The organism is Kitasatospora sp. NPDC058046 (assembly GCF_042885595.1).
Taxonomy (GTDB): Bacteria; Actinomycetota; Actinomycetes; order Streptomycetales; family Streptomycetaceae; genus Kitasatospora.
The window spans coordinates 73009-95394 of record NZ_JBHVRS010000024.1; the positions used below are offsets into that span (position 1 = coordinate 73009).

Consider the following 22386-nt stretch of genomic DNA (forward strand, 5'->3'; position numbering starts at 1 on the left):
GTGGATGCGGTCGTGGCGCCGCGCGGCGTGGTCGATCTGCGGGGCGAGGCCGGGGCGGGGTTCGTCACCGCCTACCCGGCCGACGCCGTCGTGGTGGTGTCCGGGCTGCCGGGGGCCGGGAAGAGCACGCTGCTGCGGCGCTGGTCCGGGGCGGCGGTCCGGGCCGTGGACCCGCGGACGGTGCACGAGGCCTGCGAGGCGGTGATGCCCGCCGCCCTGCCGTACGCGGTGTACCGGCCGTGGGCCCGGCTGGAACACTTCCGGCTGCTGCGCTCCTCGGTGCGCGGTGGCGGCCCGCTGCTGGTGCACGACTGCGGCAGCCGCGCCTGGATGCGGCGCTGGCTCGCCCGGGAGGCGGCCCGCCGGGGCCGCGAACTGCACCTGGTGCTGCTGGACGTCGGCGCCGCCACCGCGCTGGACGGCCAGCGGGCCCGCGGCCGGCACGCCTCCAGCCGGGTCTTCGCCCGCCACCGCCGCGGCCTGGAGCGGCTGTTGGCCGCCTTCACCCGGCACGTGCGCGCCGGCGGCCCGATGCCGACCCCGGAGGCCTCGTCCGTCCTGCTGCTGGACGCGGCCTCCCGCTCCCGCGCCGAGACGGTCCGCTTCGGCGCGGCGGGCTGAGCCGGGCCGGCGGCCGCCGTCACCGACGGGCCCGGCGCTCGGCCTCGGCGTGCCACCAGCCGGGCGGGGAAGGTCCGTTGACGACCGCGGACGCCTGCTCGGGGTGCAGCCCGATCGTCCGCAGGGCGTCGGCGTCGACCCGGACGTCGAACCAGCCGCGCCACCGGCCGTCCGGGCCGACCCCGCAGAGCAGGTCACTGCGCACCGCATCGGCGGCGATGGGCATCCAGTCGATGCCCCGGTCGCGCAGTCAAGCGCGGAGGGCGGCCGGCGGGGTCGGGCGGCCGGGAAGGTTCTCGTACGCCGCGATGGTGATCCAGTCGTCGGGTTCGCTCATGCGGCCATGCTGACACGGATCGGATCGGGTCGGCAGTGGAAAAGGAGTCGGGGCGGCGGAACCCGCCTTCGCCGGGCGGGCGTTGGCGGCCGGGAGTGGCGTTAAACCGGTCGCCTCCCACCCGGGCCCGGGCCTACCCTCGGCGGCGTGCCGGACGATCGAGCGCAGGGGGGCGGATGAGCCAGGCCGAGGCCGTGAGGGTGGTCAACACGCTGGGCGCGCGCTGGGTCGGGCAGGTCGACCCGGAGGGTGGGACGGTCCTGATGCCGGCCGGTGTCTGGCCGCTGCTCGGCCTGCTGGCGCCGGCCGGAAGCCCCGCCGTCCAGGGCGAGTTGACGCAGGCCCTGGGTCTGCCGCCGGAGGCTGCCGCCGAGCGGGCCCGGGAACTCCTCGGTCTGCTGGAGGGCATCCCGGCGGTCGGCTCGGCCCTCGGGCTCTGGACGGGTGAGCGGCTGCGGCTGCGCCCGGAGTGGCCGGCCGGGCTGCCGGCGGGTGTACACGGGCGGCTCTCCGGTGACGTCCGGCAGGACCAGGCGCGGCTGGACGCCTGGGCCGCCCGGGCCACCGGCGGTCTGATCGACGCCATGCCGGTGCGGTTGGACCGGGAGACCCGCCTGGTGCTGGCCGCGGCGCTCACCGTCCGGACCGACTGGATCCGGCCGTTCGACGAGATCGACGGTCCGCCGGAGGGTCCGGCGGACGCCTGGGGCAGGCCCGTCCGGTACCTGTCGCGGTACACCTGCCTGCTGGACCGGGCCGCCGTGCTGGAGTCACCGACCGGGCTCGTCACCGAAGTGCGGGTGCACGGGTACGGGGACATCAGTGTCCATCTGCTGCTCGGCGAGCCCGGCGCGTCGCCCGGCCGGGTGCTGGCCACCGGCATCGAGGCGTTGAGCGGGCGCCACCGCCGGACCACCGCCGACCGCCTGCCCGTCGGCACCCCCGGCCCCGGCCTGACGATCGACCTGATCCGGCGGTACGAACCGGAGGATCTGTTGGCCGTGGACGTCCCGCGGTTCACCGTCGGGGCCGACCACGATCTGCTCGCCCGCCCCGACCTCTTCGGCCTGGCCACACTGGGGACCCGCTCGGAGACCGAGCACCGCCTGCCCGGGCTCGGCGGAGCGGAACCGCTGTTCATCGACGGCGCCCGGCAGCGCGCCACCGCGACCTTCGGCCCGGACGGCTTCCGGGCCGCCTCGGTGACCGCCCTCGGAGTCGCCGGGAGCGGCGCCGCGCGCCCGCGCCCGTCGTACCTGCGGCGGATCGTCCGGGCCGGCTTCGGACGGCCGTTCGGCTTCGTCGCCGTCCACCGCACCTCCGGTCTGCTCCTGGCCGCGGGCTGGGTCACCGATCCGGACCCCGCGAGCGGTGTCCGGGCCTGAACCTCCTGGCAGGCAGGCCCGGGTGGCCGGAGGGGCACCGGCGAGAACCGGCCTGCCGGAGGGTCATGATCGTCACTTCGCCCCCGCGGCGGGGCCCGGCACTGCCAGACTGGGGCCTGCAGAGTCCGTCACGGAGAGAGGTCGCACCCCGCATGTCCAGCAGCGCCGTCGTCGAGAATCCGTGGTTCCGCAGGTTCAACCCGTCCGACTCCGCGCCCGCCCGGATCGTGATCTTCCCGCACGCCGGCGGCTCGGCCAGCTACTACCTGGAGTACGCCAACGCGCTGGCGCCGCACGCCGATGTGCTCGCCGTCCAGTACCCGGGCCGGCAGAACCGCATCGGCGAGCCGACGATCGGCTCGGTGACCGGCCTCGCCGAGCAGCTCGCCCGGGAGCTGCGGGAGTGGGCGGACCGGCCGCTCACCTTCTTCGGGCACAGCATGGGCGCGGCCGTCGCCTTCGAGACGGTCCGCTGCTTCGAGCGCGACGGCGTACGGGGACCGGACCGGCTGGTCGTCTCGGCCGGCCGCGCGCCCTCGCTGCCCCGGACGACCAGGGTCCACCAGCTGCCGGACGACGAACTGCTCGCCGAGATCTCCGCGCTCGGCGGCACGGACGACCGGATCTTCGCCGTGCCCGGCCTGCGCGAGCTGGTCCTGCCGAGCCTGCGGGCCGACTACATGGCCGTCGAGACCTACTGCAGCACCCCGGACGCGACCGTGTCGCTGCCGATCACCGCCCTGGCGGGGGAGTCCGACGCGCACGCCACCGTCGACCAGGTCGGCCAGTGGGAGCGGCACACCACCGGCCCCTTCGACCTGCGGGTCTTCCAGGGCGGGCACTTCTACCTGGCCGACCGGACCCACGACGTGGTGGAGGTGCTCACCGCGCACCTGCGCGGCTGAGCCGGCCCGGGGCACCCCGGGTTGCCGGGGCGGCGGCGCGGTCCGCACGCCGCCGCCTCCTTCGAACGGATGCGCCCGCCACCGGTGACCGGAGCGCGCCCGCTCGACTACTGTGCCTGCTTGACGGACCGTCAACAGACCACCAGGAGGCAGTGTGCGCCGGATCGCCGTCGTCGGAGCGGGCCAGGCCGGCCTCCAACTCGCGCTCGGGCTGGTGGCGGACGGGTACCGGGTGACGCTGGTCGCCGAGCGCACCCCGGAGCAGCTGCGCGGCGGCCGGGTGCTGTCCACCCAGGCGATGTTCGGCCCCGCCCTGCGGATCGAGGCGGCGGCCGGGCTGGACCTCTGGGCGGAGCAGGCGCCGGCCGTCTCCTCGGTGGAGGCGGTGCTGGCGGCGCCCCCCGGCGTGCGGGCGCTGGAGTACACCATGACGCTGGACGAGCCCGCCCAGTCGGTGGACCAGCGGCTCAAACTGGCCGGCTGGCTGGAACTGCTGGCCGAGCGCGGCGGCGTGGTCGAGTACCGCACGCTGGACCGCGGCGGGCTGCACGAGCTGGCCCGTCGGCACGAGCTGACCGTGGTCGCGGCCGGCCGCGGCGCCCTGTCCGGGATCTTTGAACGCGACGCCGTCCGCTCACCGTTCGACGGGCCGCAGCGGGCCCTGTCCTGCCTGTACGCGCACGGCGTCGGCTCGCCGGACCCGGCCGCCGGGCCGAGGGCCCGGATGAACGCCCTGCCCGGCCTCGGCGAGCTGTACCTGCAGCCGGCGCTCACCCTCTCCGGCCCCTGCGACATCCTGCTCTGGGAGGCGCTGCCCGGCGGCCCGCTGGACGCGTTCGGCGATGCCCCGCCGCCGGACGTCCAACTGGCCCGGATCCGTGTGCTGTTGGCCGAGTACCTGCCCTGGGAAGCCGAGCTCTGGACGGGGGCCGAGCCGACCGACGCCGGGGCCGGGCTGTTCGGCGCGGTCACCCCGGTGGTCCGGCGCGCGGTGGCGGAGCTCGGCTCGGGCGTGGACGCCGTCCACGTGCTGGGCCTCGGCGACGCGGTGGTGGTGACCGACCCGATCGCCGGGCAGGGCGCCAACAACGCCGCCCGGGCCGCCGAGGCCTACCGCCGGGCCGTCGTGGAGCACGGCGACGCCCCGTACACGGCCGACTGGATGTGCCGCACCGCCGAGCGGTTCTGGCAGCAACAGGCCCGCCACAGCGTCGAGTTCACCGCCGCGATGCTGACCGTGCCGGACCACCTCCAGGGGGTGTTCGCGGCCGCCGCCGAACACCCGGAGGTCGGCCGCCGGCTCGCCAACACCTACGCCGAAGCGCGCGACTACGCCGCCTGGCTGGCCACCCCCGAGCTGACCGCCGCCTACCTGGCCTCGGTGGGCAACTCCTCAGCGGGGAGCCAGGTTCGGCTCGGCGACGAGGACGGGTCCGGCGGCTCCTGTCGGTAGGAACCGCCGGACCCGGGGGCCGTACGACAGTACGACCGGACACGGGACTTCCGGACCGGAGATGGTCGGGTGCGGATCCGGCCTCCGGCTCAGCGTGGTCCGGTGCCCGTGGCGCGCAGTCTGTCGAGGGTGTGGTCCAGGTTGGCCTGGGTCGCCGCGACGGCGGCGTCCGGGTCACCCGCGGCGATCGCCTCGACCAGGGTGCGGTGGGCGTGGGTGATGCCCTCCGCTTCGACGCCGTCGTGGAGCCGGTTGTCAGCCACCACGTGGCCGGCCGCTTCGCGCAGCGCGTCGACGAAGGAGTCGAAGAGGCGGATGAGCACCGGGTTGTGCGCCGCCCGGACGACCTGGCGGTGCAGTTCCAGGTCGGTCTCGACGAGCTCGGCCGGGTCGGCGGCCGCGTCGCGGGCGGCCAGCGCCGCCCGGAGCGCGGCGACGTCCGCCTCGGTGCGCCGCTGCGCGGCCAGCCGGCCCGCCTCCACCTCCAGCGCCGCCCGGACCTCGTACACGTCGAAGACCTCGGAGCGCCGCAGCTCCCGGTCGAACTCCGAGACCGGGGCGGTGGCGGCCACGTACGTGCCCGAGCCCTGACGGGCGCGCAGCTGGCCGTCGGCGATCAGCACCCGGACCGCCTCGCGCGAGGTGGTCCGGCCGACTCCGAGGAGTCGGCTCAGCTCCACCTCACCGGGCAGTTTGCTGCCGACCGGCCACTCGCCCGTGCCGATCAGTCGGCGCAGCTCGGCCGTGGCTTCCTCCACCAGTGAGCGATGGCGTACCGGGCGAACAGTCATGAGGACGACCCTATCGTCCTCCGGGTGCCGCACCCGTGGCGGCCTGCTCGTTCACCCGTTCCGGGGCCGGTTCCGGCCCCTGCTCCGGCCCCGCCTCCGGCAGCACGCGGTCGCGCAGCCGCAGCGCGGAGCCGAGTCCGAGCGCCAGCACGCCGAGGACCAGGGCGAGGACGGTCCGCAGGCCGTGGGCGTCGGCCAGGCCGCCGAGCGCCGGTGCGGCGAGGCCGCCCACGGACATGGCGAGTCCGAGGGTCAGCCCGCTGGCGGTGCCGGGCCGGGTGGGCAGGTAGTCCTGGGCGAGTGTCACCTGCGGGGCGAAGGGCAGGAACATGGCCAGTCCGAACGCCACCGCGCCGGCCATGGCGACCGCGACGGAGGGTGCGAAGGCCACGGCGGCCAGGGCGGGGACGGCCAGCAGGTAGCCGGTGCGGATCGGGGTCATCCGTCCGTGCCGGTCGCCGAGCCAGCCGCCGAGCAGGGTGCCGGCCGCCCCGGCCAGGGTGAGCAGGGTCAGCGCGGCGGCGCCGGTTCCCGTCGAGCCGTGGAGGTCGCGCTGGATGTGGAGGGCGAGCATCGAGGTGACGGTCACGTAGGGGATCGACCAGGCGACGGTGGTCGCGGCGAGGCGTCCGAACGCCCGCCAGTCGTCGCGGTGGGCGCTCGTCGCCGCGCCCCGGGCGGCGGCCGGGGTCGCCGGGGTGTGGCCGCGGTACCGCAGCCAGCGGCCCTGCGCGGCCCACAGCAGGGCCGTCACCAGCGCCGGGACGGCCAGCAGCCAGCTGCCGCCCAGGCCGTACGCGCCGACCACGAGGGTGACCAGGGCCGGTGCCAGCGAGGCGCCGAGGGTGCCCCCGACGGAGAACAGGCTCATCGCCCGCTGGGACTGTCCGCCGGCGACCCGGGCCTGGTTGGTGGCGGCCGGGTGGTAGGCGGCGATGCCGATGCCGGCCAGCGCGGCGAAGAGCCAGGTCAGCGGGTAGCTGTCGGCGAGGGCGGCGCCGGTGATCCCGGCCGCGGCGGTGAGGAAGCCGGCCGGGATGAGCCAGCCGCGGGGGCGGCGGTCGACCAGCAGGCCGAACAGCGGCTGGACCACGCTGGACAGGCCGCTCGCGGCCAGGGCGATGCCGGAGACGGCGGTGTAGCTGTAGTGCCGCTGGGACATCAGGAAGGGCAGCAGGGCCGGGACGGCGCCCTGGTAGAGGTCGTTGACGATGTGGGTGCCGGTCAGGAAGGCCAGCTGTCCGCGCTTCATCGCGTCCCCCGCTCGGGCCGCGCCGTGTTCTGCCCGGTCGCCCGCTCCAGGACGGCCGCCTGCCGGGCGGCGTGGTGGTGCCAGGGCCGGGCCCGTTCCAGCTGGGCGCCGAGGGAGAGCAGGAGGCCCTCCTGATGGATCCGGGCGGTCAGCATCACGCCGATCGGCAGTCCGTCCGGGGTCCAGTGCAGCGGCAGGCTGATCGACGGCCGGCCGGTGAGGTTCGCCACCGGCGTGCGCGGGGTGACGGCGAGCATCCGGGCGTAGCTCCGCTCCGGGGCGTCCGGGTCGGCCAACGACCCGACCGGCAGCGGCGGTTGGTCCGTCGTGGGGCTCAGCACCGCGTCGAAGCGGTCGTACCGGTGGCAGATCGTCCGGGCGGTGGCGGTCAGCGAGGCCATCGCCGAGGCCAGCCGGATCGCGCTGTGCTCGTTGCCCCGGGCGCGCAGCCAGCGGGTCAGCGGCAGCAGCCGGTCCTCCCGCTCCGGCGGGACGGGCACGGTGGCGGCCAGCACGCTCCACAGCACGGTGAAGTCCGGCTGGTACTCGGCCGGGTCGAACGGCGGGGCCTCCTCCACCCGGTGGCCGAGGTCGGCGAGCAGGTCGGCGGTGCGGCGGGAGGCCAGCGCGGCCTCCGGGTGCCACCCGTCCGTCCGGGGCAGGACGCCGATCCGCAGCGGGCCGGGCTCGCGTTCGGCGCAGGCCCTGAAGTGGCCGGCGGGGGAGGCGGGCAGGGTGCTGCCGTCGCCCGGGACGCTGCCGGCCATGACGTCCAGCAGGAGGGCCGCGTCCAGCACCGTCCGGGCCAGCGGGCCGGCGGTGGCCAGCCCGAAGGCGTCCGTGCCGGGGGCGGTCGTCACCCGGCCCCGGCTGGGCTTGAGGCCGACCACGCCGCAGGCGGCGGCCGGGATCCGGACCGAGCCGCCGCCGTCGCTGCCCAGGGCCCCGGCGGCCAGTCCGGCGGAGACCGAGGCGGCCGCCCCGCCACTGGAACCCCCGGCGCCGCGGCCGGGGTCGTACGGGCTGCGCGCGGTGGCGTGGACCGTCTCCGTGTAGGCGGAGCAGCCGAACTCGGCGGCCGTGGTGGTGCCCAGCAGCACGCCGCCCGCGGCCCGGAGGGCGCCGACCACGGCGGCGTCCTGCGGAGCGGTGCGGTCGTCGAAGGCGGCGGAGCCCGCGGTGAACGGGAGCCCGCCGACCGGCCAGGTGTCCTTCACCGACAGCGGCACGCCGAGCAGTGGCGGCAGCCCGGCGCCGTCCCCGGTCCCGGCGCCGTCCCCGGTCTCGGGGCCGTCCCCGGCGGCGGCCAGCCTGGCCTCGGCCGCACGGGCGGCCCGACGGGCGCCGGGCGCGTCGACCGTGCGGTAGGCGCCGAGCACGCCGTCGAGTTCCTCGATCCGGCGCAGGTGGTGGTCGACGAGTTCGGTCGGCGAGACGGTGCGCCCGCGGATCGCCGCCGCCTGTTCGGCCAGCGTCAGGGCATGGAGGTCTGACATGATCACTCTCCCCAAGTAGTCCTCAGGTCACCAGGTCTTCAGGTCCTCTGAGGACTTCACCATAGAGGCGGGCCCGACTCCATGGCAAGGCAAGCCTTACCGGCTGCCCGGGTGCGCGTTGGTCCTGGCGGATGGGCGGTGCGCGCCCCTCCCTCGCCTCCGATCGCACCCGCTCTTCCGGACACTACGGTGACCGTACTATGGTGATCGGCGTGACGAAGAAACGCTCCATGCAGGAGCCCACCTTCCTGCTGCTCACCGCCCTCGCCGACCAGCCCCGGCACGGCTACGCGCTCGGCGACGAGGTCGCCGCGATCTCCGACGGCCGGGTCCGGCTCGGCGCCGGAAGCCTGTACGGCACGCTCGACCGACTGCTCGCCGAAGGCCTCATCCGGGTCGAACGGGAGGAGACGGTCGACGGGCGACCCCGCCGCGTCTTCGCCCTCACCCCGACCGGAACCCAGGCCCTCACCGACGAGAGCCGGCGGCTGCGGGCCGCCCTCCGCGAGGCCGACCGCCGCCTCGCCATCACCCGGAACAGGCTCGCGGGAGGCCCGGCATGACCGCGCACCAGGACCACCAGGACCACCAGAACCACCAGGAGCAGAGCAGGGAGGGCCGCCTGACGGCCCACCTGCTGCGCCGCGCCCTCGCCCTCTACCCGGCCTCCTACGGCACCCACGCGCTGGCGGAGGTCGCCGATCACGCCGAGCGCCGCGTCCGAACCGTGAGGCCGCTCGCCGCTCTGCGCGAGGTGGCCGATGTGGCGGGGCACGGCGTCCGGGTCCGGCTCGGCCTGGTCTCCCACCGGCCGGCGGGCCGGGCCCTGGCCGCCGCGGCCCCGCTCGCCGCCGCACTGGCCGGCGGCTACGCGGCCGTGCACCTCTATTGGGCGGTCCGGGCCGCCACCGACCCGGACGGCGGGATGCGCGTCGGGTCGCTCGGCGCCACGATGGCGCTGCTCGTCCCGGCGGTGCTGATGGCCGTCGCGGCGCTGACCGGCCGTTGGACGGCGGCCCGCGCCCTGGCGGCGGCCACCGTCGTGGCCCCGCTGCTCGTCCTGCTCGCCGGCCCCGAACTGCCCGGTGCGCACGCGCGGGGCCCGCTGACCTACAGTCTGGTCGGCCCGGACACGGTGCTGTTCGCCCTCAACGCCCTGGTGCTGCTGGCCGCCCCGCCGGACCGCACCACGCGACCGCGCTCCGCCGTACCGTGGGCGGTCGTGCTCACCACCACGGCAGCGGACGTCGCCCTCGTCCTGGTCTCCGGCCCGGGGGAGGGAGTGTTCTTCCGGACCGGATTCCCCCTCGTCGCCCCGGTGGTCGTCGGCGCGGCCGTCGCCTGCACCACCCGTACGGTCCGCTCGGCGGCCCTGACGGCCGTCGTCCTGGGGGTGCCGCCCGTGGTCGCCCCCACGCTGACGGGCTACTACGTCATGAACGCGACCGCTGTCCTGTTCCTGGTGGTGCTGTTCACCATCGGGTACGCGGTCGCCCTCGCGGCGGTCCGACTGACGGGCCGGTTCGGCCCGCGGACCGACCCGCAGCAGCCCTGACCCCCGGGCACGGCCCCGGCCCCGCGTCGTGAACCCGCGCGTACGCCCGCGGGTCCGCGCGGCGTCGGACGAAGGGTGGCATCCGGCCTGGTCGGGTCGGATGCCACCATGGCCGGCCACCCACGCGGGTGGCAGCCGGGGCCGGTGGGTCAGGGCGCCCTATGCCCCGGCGAGGAGCATCCCGCCCATTGCCAGCATGGTCGCCGCGACCAGTCCGTCCAGCACCCGCCAGACCCTCGGCCGGGACAGGACGCCGCTCAGCAGCCGGGCGCCGAAGCCCAGGGCGGCGAACCAGCACAGGCTGGCCAGTGCCGCGCCCGCGCCGAAGGCCCAGCGCAGGTCGCCGCGGTCGGAGGCGAGCGAGCCCAGCAGGAGCACGGTGTCGAGGTATACGTGCGGGTTCAGCCAGGTCATCGCCAGGCAGGTGAGGACCGCTCGCCGGACGGAGCCGGTCTCCGGTCCGCCGCCGGTGAGCGCGGCCGCCGGATCCGGGCGCAGCACCCGTCGGGCCGCCAGGAAGCCGTAGCAGAGCAGGAACGCCCCGCCGACCAGGCCCACCGCGGTCAGCGCCGCCGGCCAGGCCGTGACCACCGTGCCCACCCCCGTCACGCCGAGCGCGATCAGCGCCGCGTCCGAGACGGCGCAGATGGCGACGACCGCGAGGACGGCGTGCCGGCGGGCGCCCTGGCGCAGGACGAACGCGTTCTGGGCCCCGATGGCCACGATGAGGGAGAGTCCGGTACCGAACCCGGCGAGTGCGGCGGCGATGGTGCTGCTGGTCATGGGTTCGACCGTATGGACCGCGTATAGATGAGTACAGCTAAAGATTCTAAAGTAACCTTAGCCATACTTATGGACGAGCTTCCCCTGGACCAGGTCCGGACCCTGCTCGCGGTGGTCGACGAGGGCACCTTCGACGCCGCGGCCGCCGCCCTGCACGTGACCCCCTCCGCCGTCAGCCAGCGCGTCAAGGCCCTGGAACAGCGCACCGGTCGGGTCCTGCTGATGCGCACCAAGCCGGTGCGGCCCACCGAGTCCGGCGAGGTGGTGGTCCGGTTCGCCCGCCAGCTCGCCCGGCTGGAACGCGACGCCCGTGCCGAACTGGGCCTGGCGGCCGAGCAGGGCCCGGCCCGGGTCCCGATCGCGGTCAACGCCGACTCCCTCGCGACCTGGTTCCTGCCCGCGCTCACCCGGGTGCCGCAGGACCCGCCGATCTGCTTCGAGCTCCACCAGGAGGACGAGGCCCACACCACCGCCCTGCTGCGCGAGGGCCAGGTGATGGCCGCCGTCACCTCCTCGCCCGACCCGGTGGCCGGCTGCACCGTGCGGCGGCTCGGGCTGGCCCGCTACCTGGCCGTGGCCACACCGGAGTTCGCGGCCCGTCATCTCACCGGGGACCTGGCCGAGGATCTGGGCCGGGCCCCCACCGTGGCCTTCGACCGGCGCGACGAGCTCCAGGACGAGTTCGTCCGGTCCCTCACCCGGGGGCGGTCGGGCGCCGGGCGGATCCGCCACCTGGTGCCCGCCTCGGACGGGTTCCGGGACGCGGTGGCCGCCGGTCTCGGCTGGGGCCTGGTGCCCGAGCCGCAGGCCGAGCCGCTGCTGCGCTCCGGGCGGCTGGTGGAGCTGGCACCCGCCCGGCCGATGGACGTCCCCCTGTACTGGCAGCAGTGGAAGCTGGATTCGCCCGCCCTGTCCACGGTCGCCGAGGCCGTCGCGGCGGCCGCCGCCGAAGCCCTGCCGGCCGGGCCCACCCGCCGCCGGCCGTAGCCCGCCCGGGGCTCGGCCCGCCCTCGCTATCCCTCGTGTCCTTGGTCCTGCCCGTTCCGCAGGGCGGCGCCGTGGGCGAGCAGGACGCTCAGCGCCACGTAGTCCGATCCGGGGCGGCGGACGGGCACGAACACCTCCAGCCGGTCCCCTTCGGTGCGGTAGCCCGCCTTCGTCGCGCGCCCCGACAGGGCCCGGCTGCCGACGTGCGAGGCCAGTCCCCGGACGTCGAGCCGGACACCGTCCGCCGGGCGCGCGGAGACGAGGGCGATCCGGGACCAGGCGATCGGCGCGGGGAACGGGGAGAGGGTCATCCCCTCGGCGGTGAAGGTCAGGGCGCCCCAGCGGGACGACCCGCCCGCGCCGAGCTCGTCCAGGAGGCGTTGCGCACGGGCCACGGCGACGGACTGCGTCGCGTCCGAGACGAAGCGCGCGCCGGTGGTGGGGTGCGCCTTCGTGATCATCCGCCAGAAGCCGCACTCCTCCTGGACCCTGATGTAGTCCAGGCCCCGGAGGCGGATCCGGCCGCCCGCGTAGGGGCGGATCACGGTCTTGAGCACGTCGTGCGAGTGCGCCGAGTTGAAGTGGACGGACACCCGGGTCGACTCGACGGAGGCGATCTCCTGCCACGCGTACCGCAGCGTGCGGCGCCCCGGCCGGCGCAGCTCGAAGCCGTGCTCGTACTCCCGGATCCGGATCCGGGCGTGCCGCACGCACAGGGCGAGGCACCCCAGGGCCGCCACGGGCAGGGCCCAGAACGCGAGGCGGAACGAGGAGTCCTCGTCGTAGTACTTGCCGACGAGGGAGCACAGCACGCCGAACAGGATGAGGAGCACGACCAGCGCGGTCGTCGGCCTGCGTACGTAGGCCCCCTGGTAGGTCCACACCCGCTGCCCCAGCAGCCGCCCGCTCCGCTCCGACCCCGCCGTCGTGCCTGCCGTCACCACACACCTCGCATAGCCGTCCGATACCGCGTCGTCGAGTCTCGGGCGGGTGCGTGCGGGGGACAACGGGAGAACTACTCAATTCCCGCACGCTTTCCGTGCCGGTACCGTCAGCGCGCGTCCGTAGGATGACCACCCATGGAAACGGGGGCAGCCGCGGGGACGTTCGCCGGCCTCGGCGGCTTCGACGCCGAACTGACGCCGCTGATCGGGCGGCGGGCGGACACGGTCCGGATCGCCCGGCTGCTGTCCGGCGCGCGTCTGGTGACGCTCAGCGGCACCGGAGGCGTGGGCAAGACCCGGCTGGCGCTGCGCGTGGCGGCGGACGCGGCGCGCTCCGCCTTCCCCGACGGCGTGTACGTCGCCGAACTCGCCGACCTCCGGGACCCGGAACTGCTCGCGTCGAGCGTCCTCGGCACCCTCGACGTGGCGAATCCGGGGCACCCCGGCGCCGACGCGGCGGCCGTCCTCGCCGCCCGGCTGCGCGAGCGGCGCGCCCTGCTGGTCCTGGACAACTGCGAGCACCTGGTCGACGCGTGCGCCCGCCTCACCGACGCGCTGCTGCGGGCCGCGCCCGGACTGCGCGTCCTGGCGACGAGCCGGCAGCCGCTCGGCATCGCGGGCGAACAGGTCTTCCCCGTGGAGCCGTTGCCGGTGCCGGACGCGCGCGCGGGTCACGGCCTGCGCGACCTGAACGGCAATCCGGCCGTCGCGCTGTTCGTCGACCGGGCCGCCGCCGTGCTGCCCGGCTTCACCCTGACCAGGCCGGACGCCGCCGCCGTCGCCGAGCTCGTCCGCCGCCTGGACGGGCTGCCCTTCGCGATCGAACTGGCGGCCGCCCGCATCCGGAGCCTGACGCCGCAGGAGATCCTGGAGCGGCTCACGGACCGGTTCGCGCTGCTCACCGGCGGGAGCAGCGTCGCCGCCGACCGGCAGCGCACCCTGCGCGCGTTGATCGACTGGAGCCACGAACTGTGCACGGGGCGCGAGCGGTTGCTGTGGGCGCGGGCCTCGGTGTTCCGCGGCGGCTTCGACCTGGAGAGCCTCGAACGGGTCTGCGCGGACGCCGAACTGCCGCCCGCCGCCCTGCTCGACGCCCTCGACGGCCTGGTGGCCCGGTCGATCGTCAACTGCCGCCACGTGCAGGGACGTTCGCGCTACCACATGCTGGAGACGGTACGGGAGTACGGGCACCAGCGGCTGGCCGCGTCCAACTCGCTCGACGCCCTGCGCGGCCGCCACCGGGACCGGTACGCCGAACTGACCGCACGAGCAGGGCGGGAGTGGTTCGGGCCCCGGCAGGTCGACTGGTTCACGCGCCTTCGCCTGGACCACCCGAACCTGCGCGCCGCCCTGGGATTCTGCCTGGAGCGGCCCGGGCAGGCACGGGCCGGTCTGGCCCTGGCCGTGTCGCCCCGGCACTACTGGATGACCGCGGGCCTGCTGTCCGAGGGGCGCCACTGGCTGTCGCAGCTGCTCGCCGCCGACCACGCGCAGGACGGCGGTGACGGTGACAGTCGCGGTGACGGCGCGACGGGGCCGGAGACGGCCGTCCGTGTCCACGCCCGGGTCACCGACACGTACCTGCGCATCCTGCAGGGCGACCCGGACGCCGACGTACGGCAGGCGCTCGCCGCGTGCGAGGCGGCGGCCGAACAGGGCGGCCACCGGCGGGATTCGGCGTGGGTGTGGCACCACCACGGGATCCTCGCCGTCTGGCGCGAGGACTACGCGAGCGCCGCCGAACTGTTCGCGCGGGCGCGCACCGAGTTCCGCGCGCTGGGCTGCCTCGACGCGGCCCTCGAGTGCCGGGTCAAGTTCGCCATCGCGCACGCCTGCGGGGGCGAGGCCGCCGTGGCCGAGGAGGCGTGCGGCGAGGTCGAGGCGGCCGCCCGCACGCACGGCGAGTCATGGCTGCGCGGGATGGCCCTGCTCGCCCGTGCCCTGCTGGCCCTGCGCGCGGACGCGCCCGCCGACGCGACCACGCACGCCAGGGCGGCCATCGCCCGGCTGCGCCCGTTCCAGGACTGGTGGGACGTGGCCATGTGCGTGGAGGTCATCGCCTGGAGTACCCGGAACGACCCGCGGCGCACGGCCCGGCTCCTGGGCGTGCTGCACCTGTTGTGGGAGTCACTGGGCGGGCGGCTCGGCGCGGCGCCGTTCATGCGCACCCAGCACCTGCGCCTGGACGCCGCGGTACGGGAGGCGCTGGGCGCGGCCGCGTTCGACCGGGAGTTCCGCCGCGGAGCGCGCGCCACCGTGGACGAGGCGATGGCCCACGTCCTCGACGACCCGGTCGGGGTCCCGGGACTGACGAAGCGCGAGAGCCAGGTCGCGGAACTGGTCGCCGAGGGCCTCACCAACAAGGACATCGCGGCGCGCCTCACCATCGCGCAGCGGACCGCGGAGAACCACGTCGAACGCATCCTGGGCAAGCTGGGGCTCGCCTCGCGCACGCAGCTGGCGGTGTGGACGTACGAGCAGCGAGGCGGTCCCGCCCGGGGCCCGCGGCGCCGTGGGCCTGCGGAGCGGTCGCCGGCGGACTGAGTCGGAGAACCGGGTTGTTCGACCCAGCCGCCGGACTTTGTCGTTCGACCCAGCCGATGGACTGGGTTGTCCGACCCAGCCGGTGGACTGAAGTAGCAGACCGAGCCGACGGTCCGAGTCGGTGGACCGAGCCGGCAGACTGAATCGGTGGACCGAGCCGACAGACCGAGTCGGTGGACCGAGTCGACCGCCCTCAGCCGCGCACGTGCAGCCCGAACCCCGTGCGGCCCGCGGGCTCCAGCCCCTCCTTCAGATGAAGCGAGGGGATCTCGTAGTCGCCGAAGTTCTGCCGCCGGAACGCGATCGGCTCGGTCGACTCCAGGGTGAGCAGGCGCTGCTCCCAGGCCCGGGCGACGGCCGGGTAGTCCTCGTCGGTCATCCGGTCGCTGCCGTACAGCACGAACGGCGGCAGCACCTCGATGCCCGGGTAGTAGAGGACGCCGTGCTGGAACGGGAACAGCAGGTCGTCGATGGGGCCGCTGATCCCGCGAGCGGCGTAGTGCGACTCCGGGCCGCCGACGGTCACCGACAGCAGCGCCCGCCGGCCCGCGAGGGTGCCCTCGCCGAAGCGCTCGCCGTACCTGGTGGCGCTGTGCTCGCCGACGCCGTACGCGAAGCGGTAGGTGAACACCCGGTCCACCCACCCCTTGAGGATCGCGGGCATCGTGTACCACCACAGCGGGAACTGGAAGACGATCGTGTCGGCCCACAGCAGCTTCTCCTGCTCGGCGCGGACGTCCGGGGAGAGCGTGCCGGCCTCGAAGGCCCGGCCCGAGTCCAGGGCGACCTTCAGCGGACTCGAGGCCTCGGGGCCGTAGTCCGCGGCGTCCACGACCGCCTTCCAGTTCATCGCGTACAGGTCGCTCACCCGTACCTCGTGCCCGGCGGTCTCCAGGGTGGACACCGCGAGGTCCTTCAGCGAGCTGTTGAGCGACTTCGGCTCCGGGTGGGCGTGGACGATCAGCGTCTTCACGGGGGACTCCTTCGGATCGGATGCTCCGATCCTGGACGCCGCGGCGCCCGGCGTTCAGGGGCGCCGCTTCCGTCGGACCGGACTTCCTGGTACCGGCAGGGCCACCCTCACGGGCACCCGAGTCGGCCGAACGGGCGCCCGCCGCGGCCATACTGAGGGGCATGGACGATCTCGCGGGCTTCCTACGGACCAGGCGTTCCCGGGCCGATCCGGCCACCGTCGGCATCCGCACCGACAGCCGCCGCCGGGTCGCGGGGCTGCGCCGCGAGGAGGTGGCGCACCTGTCCGGCGTCAGCGTCGACTACTACGTACGCCTGGAGCAGGGCCGCGCGACCCAGCCCTCCGAGCAGGTCCTCGACGCGCTCGCCCGCGTCCTCGACCTCGACGAGACCGAACGCGGGCACCTCTACCGCCTCGCGCGGCAGCGCCGCCGCCGTGCGACGGCGCCGGGCAGCCGGGTCCGGCCGGAACTGCTGCGCGTCCTCGACCTGGTGGCCGGCGCACCCGCGCTGATCATGAACCACCGCCTGGACGTCCTCGCCGGGAACCGCCTCGCCGGACTCCTCCTCGGCCGCCCGATGCCGGGCCTGAACACCGCCCGGCACATCTTCCTGGAGGAGGCCGACCGCGGCCTCTACGCCGACTGGGAGAACTGCACCCTCGACGTGGTCGGGCACCTGCGGCTGGCCGCCGGCCAGTACCCCGACGACCCCCGACTGGCCTCGCTCATCGGCGAGTTGGCGATGGGCAGCGAGCGCTTCCGCCGCCTCTGGGCCCGCGCGGACGTCCGCGCCCGCACCCACGGGCGCAAGGCGTACCGGCACCCCCTGGTCGGACCGCTGGAACTGCACCAGGAGAACTTCGCGCTGCCGGACGAGCCGGGCATCGAGCTGCTGGTGCTGTCCGCGGCCCCCGGCAGCCCCGCCGAGGACGGACTGCGCCTGCTCGCGGGACTGGGCACGGACACCGGCGAGCCCCGCGGCGCGGCGGCCGTCGGTGCTGCGGGCGCCGCGGGTGACGAAGACCTGCTTCGGCGGGCGGGGAAGGCGTAGCGGCGGGGTGCCCCGTCAGCGGGTGAACTTCGCGATGGCCGCCGGGGTGACGGGCGTGAAGAAGTTGACGAGGTTGCCGTCGGGGTCGCGGAGCAGCAGGGAGCGGTTGCCCCAGGGCATCGTGGTGGGCTCGGTGACGAAGTCCGTGACGAACCCGGTCAGGTCGCGGTGGACGCGGTCCACGTCGTCGACGAGGAACTCGGTGATGACGCTCTGGTTGGCGGCCGGGCGGGCGGAGCCCGGGGCGAACAACGGGACGGTGCGGGTGCCCGCGATCGCGAGGGTGGCGCCCGTGGTCCGGAGCTCGGCGAAGTCCTCGGTCGCCCACTCCGCCCGCACCCGCGTGGCGCGCTCGTAGAACTCGACCAGGCGTGCGACGTCGCCGGTGATGATGCGGATCGAAACGAAGTCCATGGTGTCCTCCTGGGACGGGGTCGGAGCCGGCCGCGGTCGCGCGGCTGAGTGCTGGTGCCGCTGAACGGCCGTGCGCTCCGCAGACTAGGAGGGATAGTGGACAGAACCTGTCCACTATCCGCCTAGGCTGTGGTCATGTCCCGACCCACCGGCCGTGTGCTGACCCTCCTGGAGCTGCTGCAGTCGGGCGGTACCCGGACGCTGGCCGAACTGGCCGACCGCCTCGGCGTCGACGGGCGCACCGTGCGGCGCTACGTGGACCACCTGATCGACCTCGACGTGCCCGTGGAGTCGGTGCGCGGCCGGTACGGCGGCTACCGGATCTCCCCGGGCTACCGCCTTCCCCCGCTCATGCTCGGCGAGGACGAGGCGCTCGCCGTGCTGCTCGGACTGCTCGCCGGACGCCGGACGGGACTGGCGACGGCCGAGCGCACGGCGGGCGAGACCGCGGCGGCCAAGATCCGCCGGGTGCTGCCCCGGCACGTCGCGGCCCGGCTCGACACGCTCCTGGACGCCCTCTCCTTCACGGACGGCTCCGGCGGGGACGCCGCCCCTGACGCCGGGATCCTGCTCACCCTCGCCGACGCGGTGCGCCACCGACGGCCGGTCTCCCTCAGGTACACCGACCGCGACGGCCGGCCCAGTGAGCGCACGCTGCACCCGTACGGGATCGTCGCCCACGCGAACCGCTGGTACGTCACGGGCGCGGACCCCGGGATCGGCGAGGACCGGACCTTCCGGCTCGACCGCGTCGCGGACGCGAGGGCCCTGCCCGGCACGTTCGACGCGCCCGCCGGCCCCGACCCGGCCGACCGCCTGCTGTCGGGCTTCGCCACGGCCGACTACCGGCACGAGGTGACGCTGCGCATCCACGGCACGGTCGAGCAGATCCGCGCCCACCTGCCCGCCGGCGTCGCGACACTGGAGGACCACGACCCGGCACCGACACCGGACGGGGACCCGACCGCCGAGCGCTGGCTGCGCGTCGAGCTACGGGCGGAGCGCCTCGACTGGCTGCCGCCGCTCCTCGCCGCGATCGACCGCCCGTTCGTCATCGAGCGCCCGGAGGAACTGCGCACCCTCGTCACCGCCCTCGCCGACCGCCTGGCCTCCCACGCCCGCCGGACCTGACGGCACCCGCCCGGCTTCCCGCAGGCCGACCGGCCTGCCCGGGGACCGGAGCGCTCGGCCGACGTGTGAAGCACCACACTTCCGGTCCAGAGCGTGCCGGAACTCGCGGCCCGGCCGACGGCCAAGGACACTGATCGTCGTGACTGATGTGCGTGAGACCCTGGATTACCAGACCTTCGGGCGGGCGGTGCGCGAACTCGCGCAGACGATCGCCGACGACGGCTACGAGCCCGACCTCGTCCTGAGCATCGCCCGCGGCGGGGTGTTCGTGGCGGGCGGTCTGGCGTACGCGCTGGACTGCAAGAACATCCACCTGGTGAACGTCGAGTTCTACACGGGCGTGGGCACCACCCTCGAGATGCCCGTCATGCTGGCGCCCGTTCCCGCCGCGATCGACTTCACCGACAAGAAGGTCCTGATCACCGACGACGTCGCCGACACGGGCAAGACCCTGCGACTCGTGCACGACTTCTGCCTCGACCACGTCGCCGAGGTCCGGTCCGCCGTCATCTACGAGAAGTCGCACTCCCTGGTGAAGTGCGAGTACGTGTGGAAGCGGACCGACGACTGGATCGAGTTCCCGTGGTCGACGGAAGGACCGGTCGTCAAGCGCGAAGGCCAGGTCCTCGACGCCTGACCGGAGGCCTGACCGGAAGCGGTCCGCGCCGCACGCCGGGACGCCCCCCAGGCCGGGACGCTCCCAGGGCGGGCTCCCGCGGAGCAGAGAAAATCGGAAGGGTTGGGACCTGTCACCCCTTCGGGGGGTGGAGCTGGCGCGCGCGGGCAGCGGTGCGGCAGCATCGGGGCGGGAGCCCGGTCCTGGCAGGACCGGGGGTGGTTGAGGAGCGGGTGCCCGTCGTGGTGACGCGGGCACCCGCTTGGCGGTGTCCTCGCTGATACCGGTGCTCGCAGCTGATACCGGTGCTCGCAGCCGGCACCGGTGCTCGCATCGCCCGCCCGATGCGTGACGACCGACGACCTACACCTCGTCGTCCCGGCCGCCGTCCTGCGGCGTCTCGCCGAACCGCTCCTGCGCCTCCGCCGGCCCGCAGCCGAAGGCGCGGCCGATGTACTCCCAGGTCATCAGGTTGTGGTGGGCCCTGCGGCCGGCCAGCAGCGCGGTCGAAGCGGCGGCGCGCTCGAACCGGCCGGCCGCACGGGCCGCGGCGTACGGCCTGCTCTCCGTCAGGTCGCAGATCCGGTCCACCAGCGCCGCGATCAGGTCCTCGACCTCGCGCGGCACCACACCCTCGGCCAGGTCGACGTGCGACTCCCAGTCCGCGAACGGCCCGGTGTCCTTGCCCACCGCCTCGGTCGCCGAGTCGTCGCCGAAGTCCAACCGGTGCACCTGCTCGCCCCGCCAGCCGCAGCTGCAACCACCGCGCACCGCGGTGGCCCGGGGGCCGTCCGCACCGTTGTAGAGCCACCAGGTGGTGCGCCCGTCCGGCAGCGGCTCCGGCTCGCTGCCGTCCGCCAACACCGCCGCCGGGAAACCCCGGTGGCGTTTGCTCTCGTCAACCCATGGCATGCCGTGTCCCTCGCGTCCCTGGAGTACAGCACCAGGGTTCTCAGCCCGTGGCGCAGTGTCAAGGCTTCGCGACAATCGGTGCGATCCGCGGATCACAGGGGCCGCGGCCGGGAGCACCCAGCGCCTGCGCGCGCATCGGGGCTCTCGCGGATCGGGTCAGCTGCTCGGATGGGAGGCCGCCCAGCCGTGTTCGAGCAGGGCGAAGGCCTCGTCGGCGGCCCGGCGCGGTTCGGGGTGCTGCAGGATCAGGCTGCGGGCCGCCAGGGCGAACCGGGCCAGGGCGACGCAGCTGACGTCGTCGTCGGGCGCGTCCACGGCCTGCGCGATGGCCCGCGCCAGGGCCGTTTCGTGGCGGGTCCACATCCGTTGGGAGTAGTCGCGCAGCGCGGGGGTGTCCTGCACCAGGCGGGTGAAGTCGGCGAACCGCGGGTCGGCGGTGTGAATGGCGAACCGGGTCTGGTTCAGCAGCAGGTGCTCGCGCAGCGCCTGTGGGACCGACCGGCCCGGGGGCCGCTCGCGCACGGCCGCGACGAGGGCCGCCTCCAGGTCGTCGTCCTGGTCGAAGACCAGCGCCTCCTTGCTGGTGAAGTGCTTGAACAGGGTGGTCACCGAGACGTCCGCGGCGTCGGCGACGTCCTTGACACCGACCTGGTCGTAGCCGTGTTCGAGGAAGAGTTCGAGTGCGGCGTCGGCCAGGGACTGGCGGGTCTGGGCCTTCTTGCGCTCGCGGCGCCCAATCGCTTCGGTCACCCGACCACCATAGCCCGAAGTGCATCCACTCTGAAAGTGTAGTCATTGCACTTATTTAGCGAGTGTGCTTTCTTGGTGGTGTCGGGCCGCCCGGCGACCCGCCCACCACCGGAAGGACGCACCCATGCCCACTGCCCGTGCCCCCCGCATCGCGATCGTCGGCGCCGGCCCCGGCGGCCTGACCTGCGCCCGGATCCTGCAGCAACACGGCCGCGCCGTCACGGTGTTCGAACGTGAAGCCGACGCCGACGCGCGCCCGCAGGGCGGCTCCCTCGACCTGCACGCCGACACCGGCCAGGCCGCCCTGCGGTCGGCAGGCCTGCTCGACCGGTTCCATGCCCTCGCCCGCCCTGAGGGCGACGAGTGGCGGGTGCTCGACCATGCCACCGGCGCCCTCCTCGCGCAGCGGGGGCCGACCGCGGGCGGGGGCCGGCCGGAGATCGACCGCGGCCAACTGCGCGGCCTGCTGCTGGACTCGCTCGCCCCGGACACGGTGCGGTGGGACCGTGCCGCCGCCGGGGTCACCGCGCTGGCGGGCGGCACGTGCCGGCTGCTCCTGGGCGACGGTACGTCCGAGGAGTTCGACCTGGTGGTCGGTGCCGACGGCGCCTGGTCACGGGTCCGCCCGGCGCTGTCACCCGCCGTACCCCGCTACACCGGTGTCACCTTCGTCGAGACCGGCTTCGACCAGTGCGACACCCGCCACCCCGAACTCGCCCGACTGGTCGGCAGCGGATCGCTGCTGGCGAAGGGCGTCGGCCGGACCCTGGTCGCCCAGCGCAACAGCAACGGTCACATCCGCGGCTACCTCGCGCTGCGCGAGCCGCAGGACTGGCACACGGCCGCCGGACTCGACCTCGGCGACCAACGGGCCGTGCGGGAGCACCTGTTGGAGCTGTTCGACGGCTGGGACGACAGCCTGCTGCGGATCCTGCGCGACAGCGACCACGGCTTCGTCAGCCGGCCCCTGCACGTGCTGCCCGCCCCGCACGCCTGGACGCACGTGCCCGGAGTGACGCTGCTCGGCGATGCCGCACACCTGATGCCCCCGGTCGGGCTGGGCGCCAACCTCGCCATGCTCGACGGCGCCGACCTCGCCCACGCCCTCGTCACCGAATCCAGCGTCGGCGACGCCGTCCGCGCCTACGAGCACGTCATGCTGCCCCGCTCGATCAAGGCGGCGACGGGAAGCGCCCAGGGCCTCGACCACCTCGTCCCCGCGACGGCCCGCTGAGTCGACTCCACCACCGCTCGACGATGCCGAAGGCGCCGAAGTCGTCCAGGGGATCGACTCCGACGGCCCCCTCGACGCGTTCCGGTACCGCGCCCGCCCTGAGGAAGGTACGGGCGGGTGGTACGCCGGTCGTATACCGATGGCCCGCCGTGGTGCGTCTGACGTACCGCCAGTTCGTGTCGCAGGGCGATGCCTTCGGAGCAGGTGCGTTGAGAGGCTCGACCGGCACGGCCCGGACGTCCTCCGGGCCG

Annotated in this window: 22 protein-coding genes; 12 read left to right on the forward strand and 10 right to left on the reverse strand. The window is 74.9% G+C overall.

The features are described from left to right. Nucleotides 1-621, forward strand: a complete 621-nt coding sequence (locus ACFVU7_RS36025; protein ID WP_380775216.1) for an AAA family ATPase — start codon at nucleotides 1-3, stop codon at nucleotides 619-621. A 19-nt stretch (nucleotides 622-640) separates the two neighbouring features. Here the strand turns inward: ACFVU7_RS36025 and ACFVU7_RS36030 are convergent, their stop codons facing one another. Then, a complete protein-coding gene (locus ACFVU7_RS36030; RefSeq protein WP_380743296.1) occupies nucleotides 641-847 on the reverse strand; it encodes a hypothetical protein in 207 nt (68 codons plus the stop codon). Nucleotides 848-1134: 287 nt separating this feature from the next. Here ACFVU7_RS36030 and ACFVU7_RS36035 point away from each other — a divergent pair, with 287 nt between their 5' ends. The 3 genes from ACFVU7_RS36035 (at nucleotide 1135) to ACFVU7_RS36045 (ending at nucleotide 4701) form a co-directional block, all read left to right on the forward strand. Then, nucleotides 1135-2343: a proteinase inhibitor I4 serpin gene (locus ACFVU7_RS36035; RefSeq protein WP_387971198.1), complete on the forward strand. Its 1209-nt coding sequence runs from the start codon at nucleotides 1135-1137 to the stop codon at nucleotides 2341-2343. A 152-nt stretch (nucleotides 2344-2495) separates the two neighbouring features. After that, a complete protein-coding gene (locus tag ACFVU7_RS36040) occupies nucleotides 2496-3248 on the forward strand; it encodes a thioesterase II family protein (RefSeq protein ID WP_049657441.1) in 753 nt (250 codons plus the stop codon). A 154-nt stretch (nucleotides 3249-3402) separates the two neighbouring features. Next, a complete protein-coding gene (locus ACFVU7_RS36045) occupies nucleotides 3403-4701 on the forward strand; it encodes a styrene monooxygenase/indole monooxygenase family protein (RefSeq protein WP_388049607.1) in 1299 nt (432 codons plus the stop codon). An 89-nt stretch (nucleotides 4702-4790) separates the two neighbouring features. Here ACFVU7_RS36045 and ACFVU7_RS36050 read toward each other — a convergent pair whose 3' ends face one another. Genes ACFVU7_RS36050 through ACFVU7_RS36060 form a run of 3 tightly spaced genes read right to left on the reverse strand, consistent with a single transcriptional unit; the run spans nucleotide 4791 to nucleotide 8240 of the window. Beyond that, nucleotides 4791-5492, reverse strand: coding sequence for a FadR/GntR family transcriptional regulator (locus ACFVU7_RS36050; protein ID WP_388049610.1), 702 nt, complete (start codon nucleotides 5490-5492; stop codon nucleotides 4791-4793). Between the two features lie 10 nt (nucleotides 5493-5502). Then, nucleotides 5503-6744 (reverse strand): MFS transporter, encoded by a 1242-nt coding sequence (locus ACFVU7_RS36055; protein WP_074003587.1) that lies wholly within the window; start codon nucleotides 6742-6744, stop codon nucleotides 5503-5505. Then, nucleotides 6741-8240 carry an amidase gene (locus ACFVU7_RS36060; protein WP_388049613.1) on the reverse strand — a complete coding sequence of 500 codons (1500 nt, stop codon included), beginning with the start codon at nucleotides 8238-8240 and terminating at the stop codon, nucleotides 6741-6743. Before ACFVU7_RS36060 ends, ACFVU7_RS36055 begins: the two co-directional genes overlap by 4 nt. 230 nt (nucleotides 8241-8470) lie before the next feature. Between ACFVU7_RS36060 and ACFVU7_RS36065 the strand changes: the two genes are divergently transcribed. After that, complete coding sequence (locus tag ACFVU7_RS36065) at nucleotides 8471-8803, forward strand: PadR family transcriptional regulator (RefSeq protein ID WP_079272352.1); 333 nt, start codon at nucleotides 8471-8473, stop codon at nucleotides 8801-8803. Next, complete coding sequence (locus ACFVU7_RS36070) at nucleotides 8800-9795, forward strand: hypothetical protein (protein WP_388049616.1); 996 nt, start codon at nucleotides 8800-8802, stop codon at nucleotides 9793-9795. The genes ACFVU7_RS36065 and ACFVU7_RS36070 overlap by 4 nt, the downstream gene beginning before the upstream one ends. A 159-nt stretch (nucleotides 9796-9954) precedes the next feature. On the opposite strand, the gene ACFVU7_RS36075 is transcribed toward ACFVU7_RS36070, so the two are convergent. Further along, nucleotides 9955-10578 (reverse strand): LysE/ArgO family amino acid transporter, encoded by a 624-nt coding sequence (locus ACFVU7_RS36075; protein WP_388049619.1) that lies wholly within the window; start codon nucleotides 10576-10578, stop codon nucleotides 9955-9957. A gap of 69 nt (nucleotides 10579-10647) precedes the next feature. Between ACFVU7_RS36075 and ACFVU7_RS36080 the strand changes: the two genes are divergently transcribed. After that, nucleotides 10648-11565, forward strand: a complete 918-nt coding sequence (locus ACFVU7_RS36080; RefSeq protein ID WP_388049622.1) for a LysR family transcriptional regulator ArgP — start codon at nucleotides 10648-10650, stop codon at nucleotides 11563-11565. Nucleotides 11566-11591: 26 nt separating this feature from the next. Here the strand turns inward: ACFVU7_RS36080 and ACFVU7_RS36085 are convergent, their stop codons facing one another. Further along, nucleotides 11592-12506 carry a hypothetical protein gene (locus ACFVU7_RS36085; protein WP_388049624.1) on the reverse strand — a complete coding sequence of 305 codons (915 nt, stop codon included), beginning with the start codon at nucleotides 12504-12506 and terminating at the stop codon, nucleotides 11592-11594. Between the two features lie 138 nt (nucleotides 12507-12644). On the opposite strand from ACFVU7_RS36085, the gene ACFVU7_RS36090 reads away from it, so the two are divergent. Then, nucleotides 12645-15053 (forward strand): ATP-binding protein, encoded by a 2409-nt coding sequence (locus tag ACFVU7_RS36090; protein WP_388049627.1) that lies wholly within the window; start codon nucleotides 12645-12647, stop codon nucleotides 15051-15053. 193 nt (nucleotides 15054-15246) lie between these two features. Here the strand turns inward: ACFVU7_RS36090 and ACFVU7_RS36095 are convergent, their stop codons facing one another. Continuing rightward, nucleotides 15247-16026, reverse strand: a complete 780-nt coding sequence (locus ACFVU7_RS36095) for an NAD(P)H-dependent oxidoreductase (RefSeq protein ID WP_074003580.1) — start codon at nucleotides 16024-16026, stop codon at nucleotides 15247-15249. A 161-nt stretch (nucleotides 16027-16187) separates the two neighbouring features. Between ACFVU7_RS36095 and ACFVU7_RS36100 the strand changes: the two genes are divergently transcribed. Then, the gene (locus ACFVU7_RS36100; RefSeq protein WP_388049629.1) at nucleotides 16188-17078 is read left to right on the forward strand and encodes a helix-turn-helix transcriptional regulator; all 891 of its coding nucleotides are present in this window, start codon (nucleotides 16188-16190) and stop codon (nucleotides 17076-17078) included. Nucleotides 17079-17093: 15 nt separating this feature from the next. Here ACFVU7_RS36100 and ACFVU7_RS36105 read toward each other — a convergent pair whose 3' ends face one another. Next, nucleotides 17094-17492, reverse strand: a complete 399-nt coding sequence (locus ACFVU7_RS36105; RefSeq protein ID WP_388049632.1) for a VOC family protein — start codon at nucleotides 17490-17492, stop codon at nucleotides 17094-17096. A 135-nt stretch (nucleotides 17493-17627) separates the two neighbouring features. Here ACFVU7_RS36105 and ACFVU7_RS36110 point away from each other — a divergent pair, with 135 nt between their 5' ends. Then, the gene (locus ACFVU7_RS36110; protein WP_388049634.1) at nucleotides 17628-18623 is read left to right on the forward strand and encodes a helix-turn-helix transcriptional regulator; all 996 of its coding nucleotides are present in this window, start codon (nucleotides 17628-17630) and stop codon (nucleotides 18621-18623) included. Between the two features lie 139 nt (nucleotides 18624-18762). Next, a complete protein-coding gene (locus ACFVU7_RS36115; RefSeq protein ID WP_049651192.1) occupies nucleotides 18763-19260 on the forward strand; it encodes a phosphoribosyltransferase in 498 nt (165 codons plus the stop codon). A gap of 342 nt (nucleotides 19261-19602) precedes the next feature. On the opposite strand, the gene ACFVU7_RS36120 is transcribed toward ACFVU7_RS36115, so the two are convergent. Then, entirely contained in the window at nucleotides 19603-20151 is a 549-nt protein-coding gene (locus ACFVU7_RS36120; RefSeq protein WP_388049637.1) for a hypothetical protein, read from the reverse strand. A gap of 156 nt (nucleotides 20152-20307) precedes the next feature. Then, nucleotides 20308-20901, reverse strand: a complete 594-nt coding sequence (locus tag ACFVU7_RS36125; protein ID WP_117486506.1) for a TetR/AcrR family transcriptional regulator — start codon at nucleotides 20899-20901, stop codon at nucleotides 20308-20310. Between the two features lie 124 nt (nucleotides 20902-21025). Between ACFVU7_RS36125 and ACFVU7_RS36130 the strand changes: the two genes are divergently transcribed. Then, the gene (locus ACFVU7_RS36130) at nucleotides 21026-22135 is read left to right on the forward strand and encodes an FAD-dependent oxidoreductase (protein WP_388049640.1); all 1110 of its coding nucleotides are present in this window, start codon (nucleotides 21026-21028) and stop codon (nucleotides 22133-22135) included. Nucleotides 22136-22386: the final 251 nt, after the last annotated feature.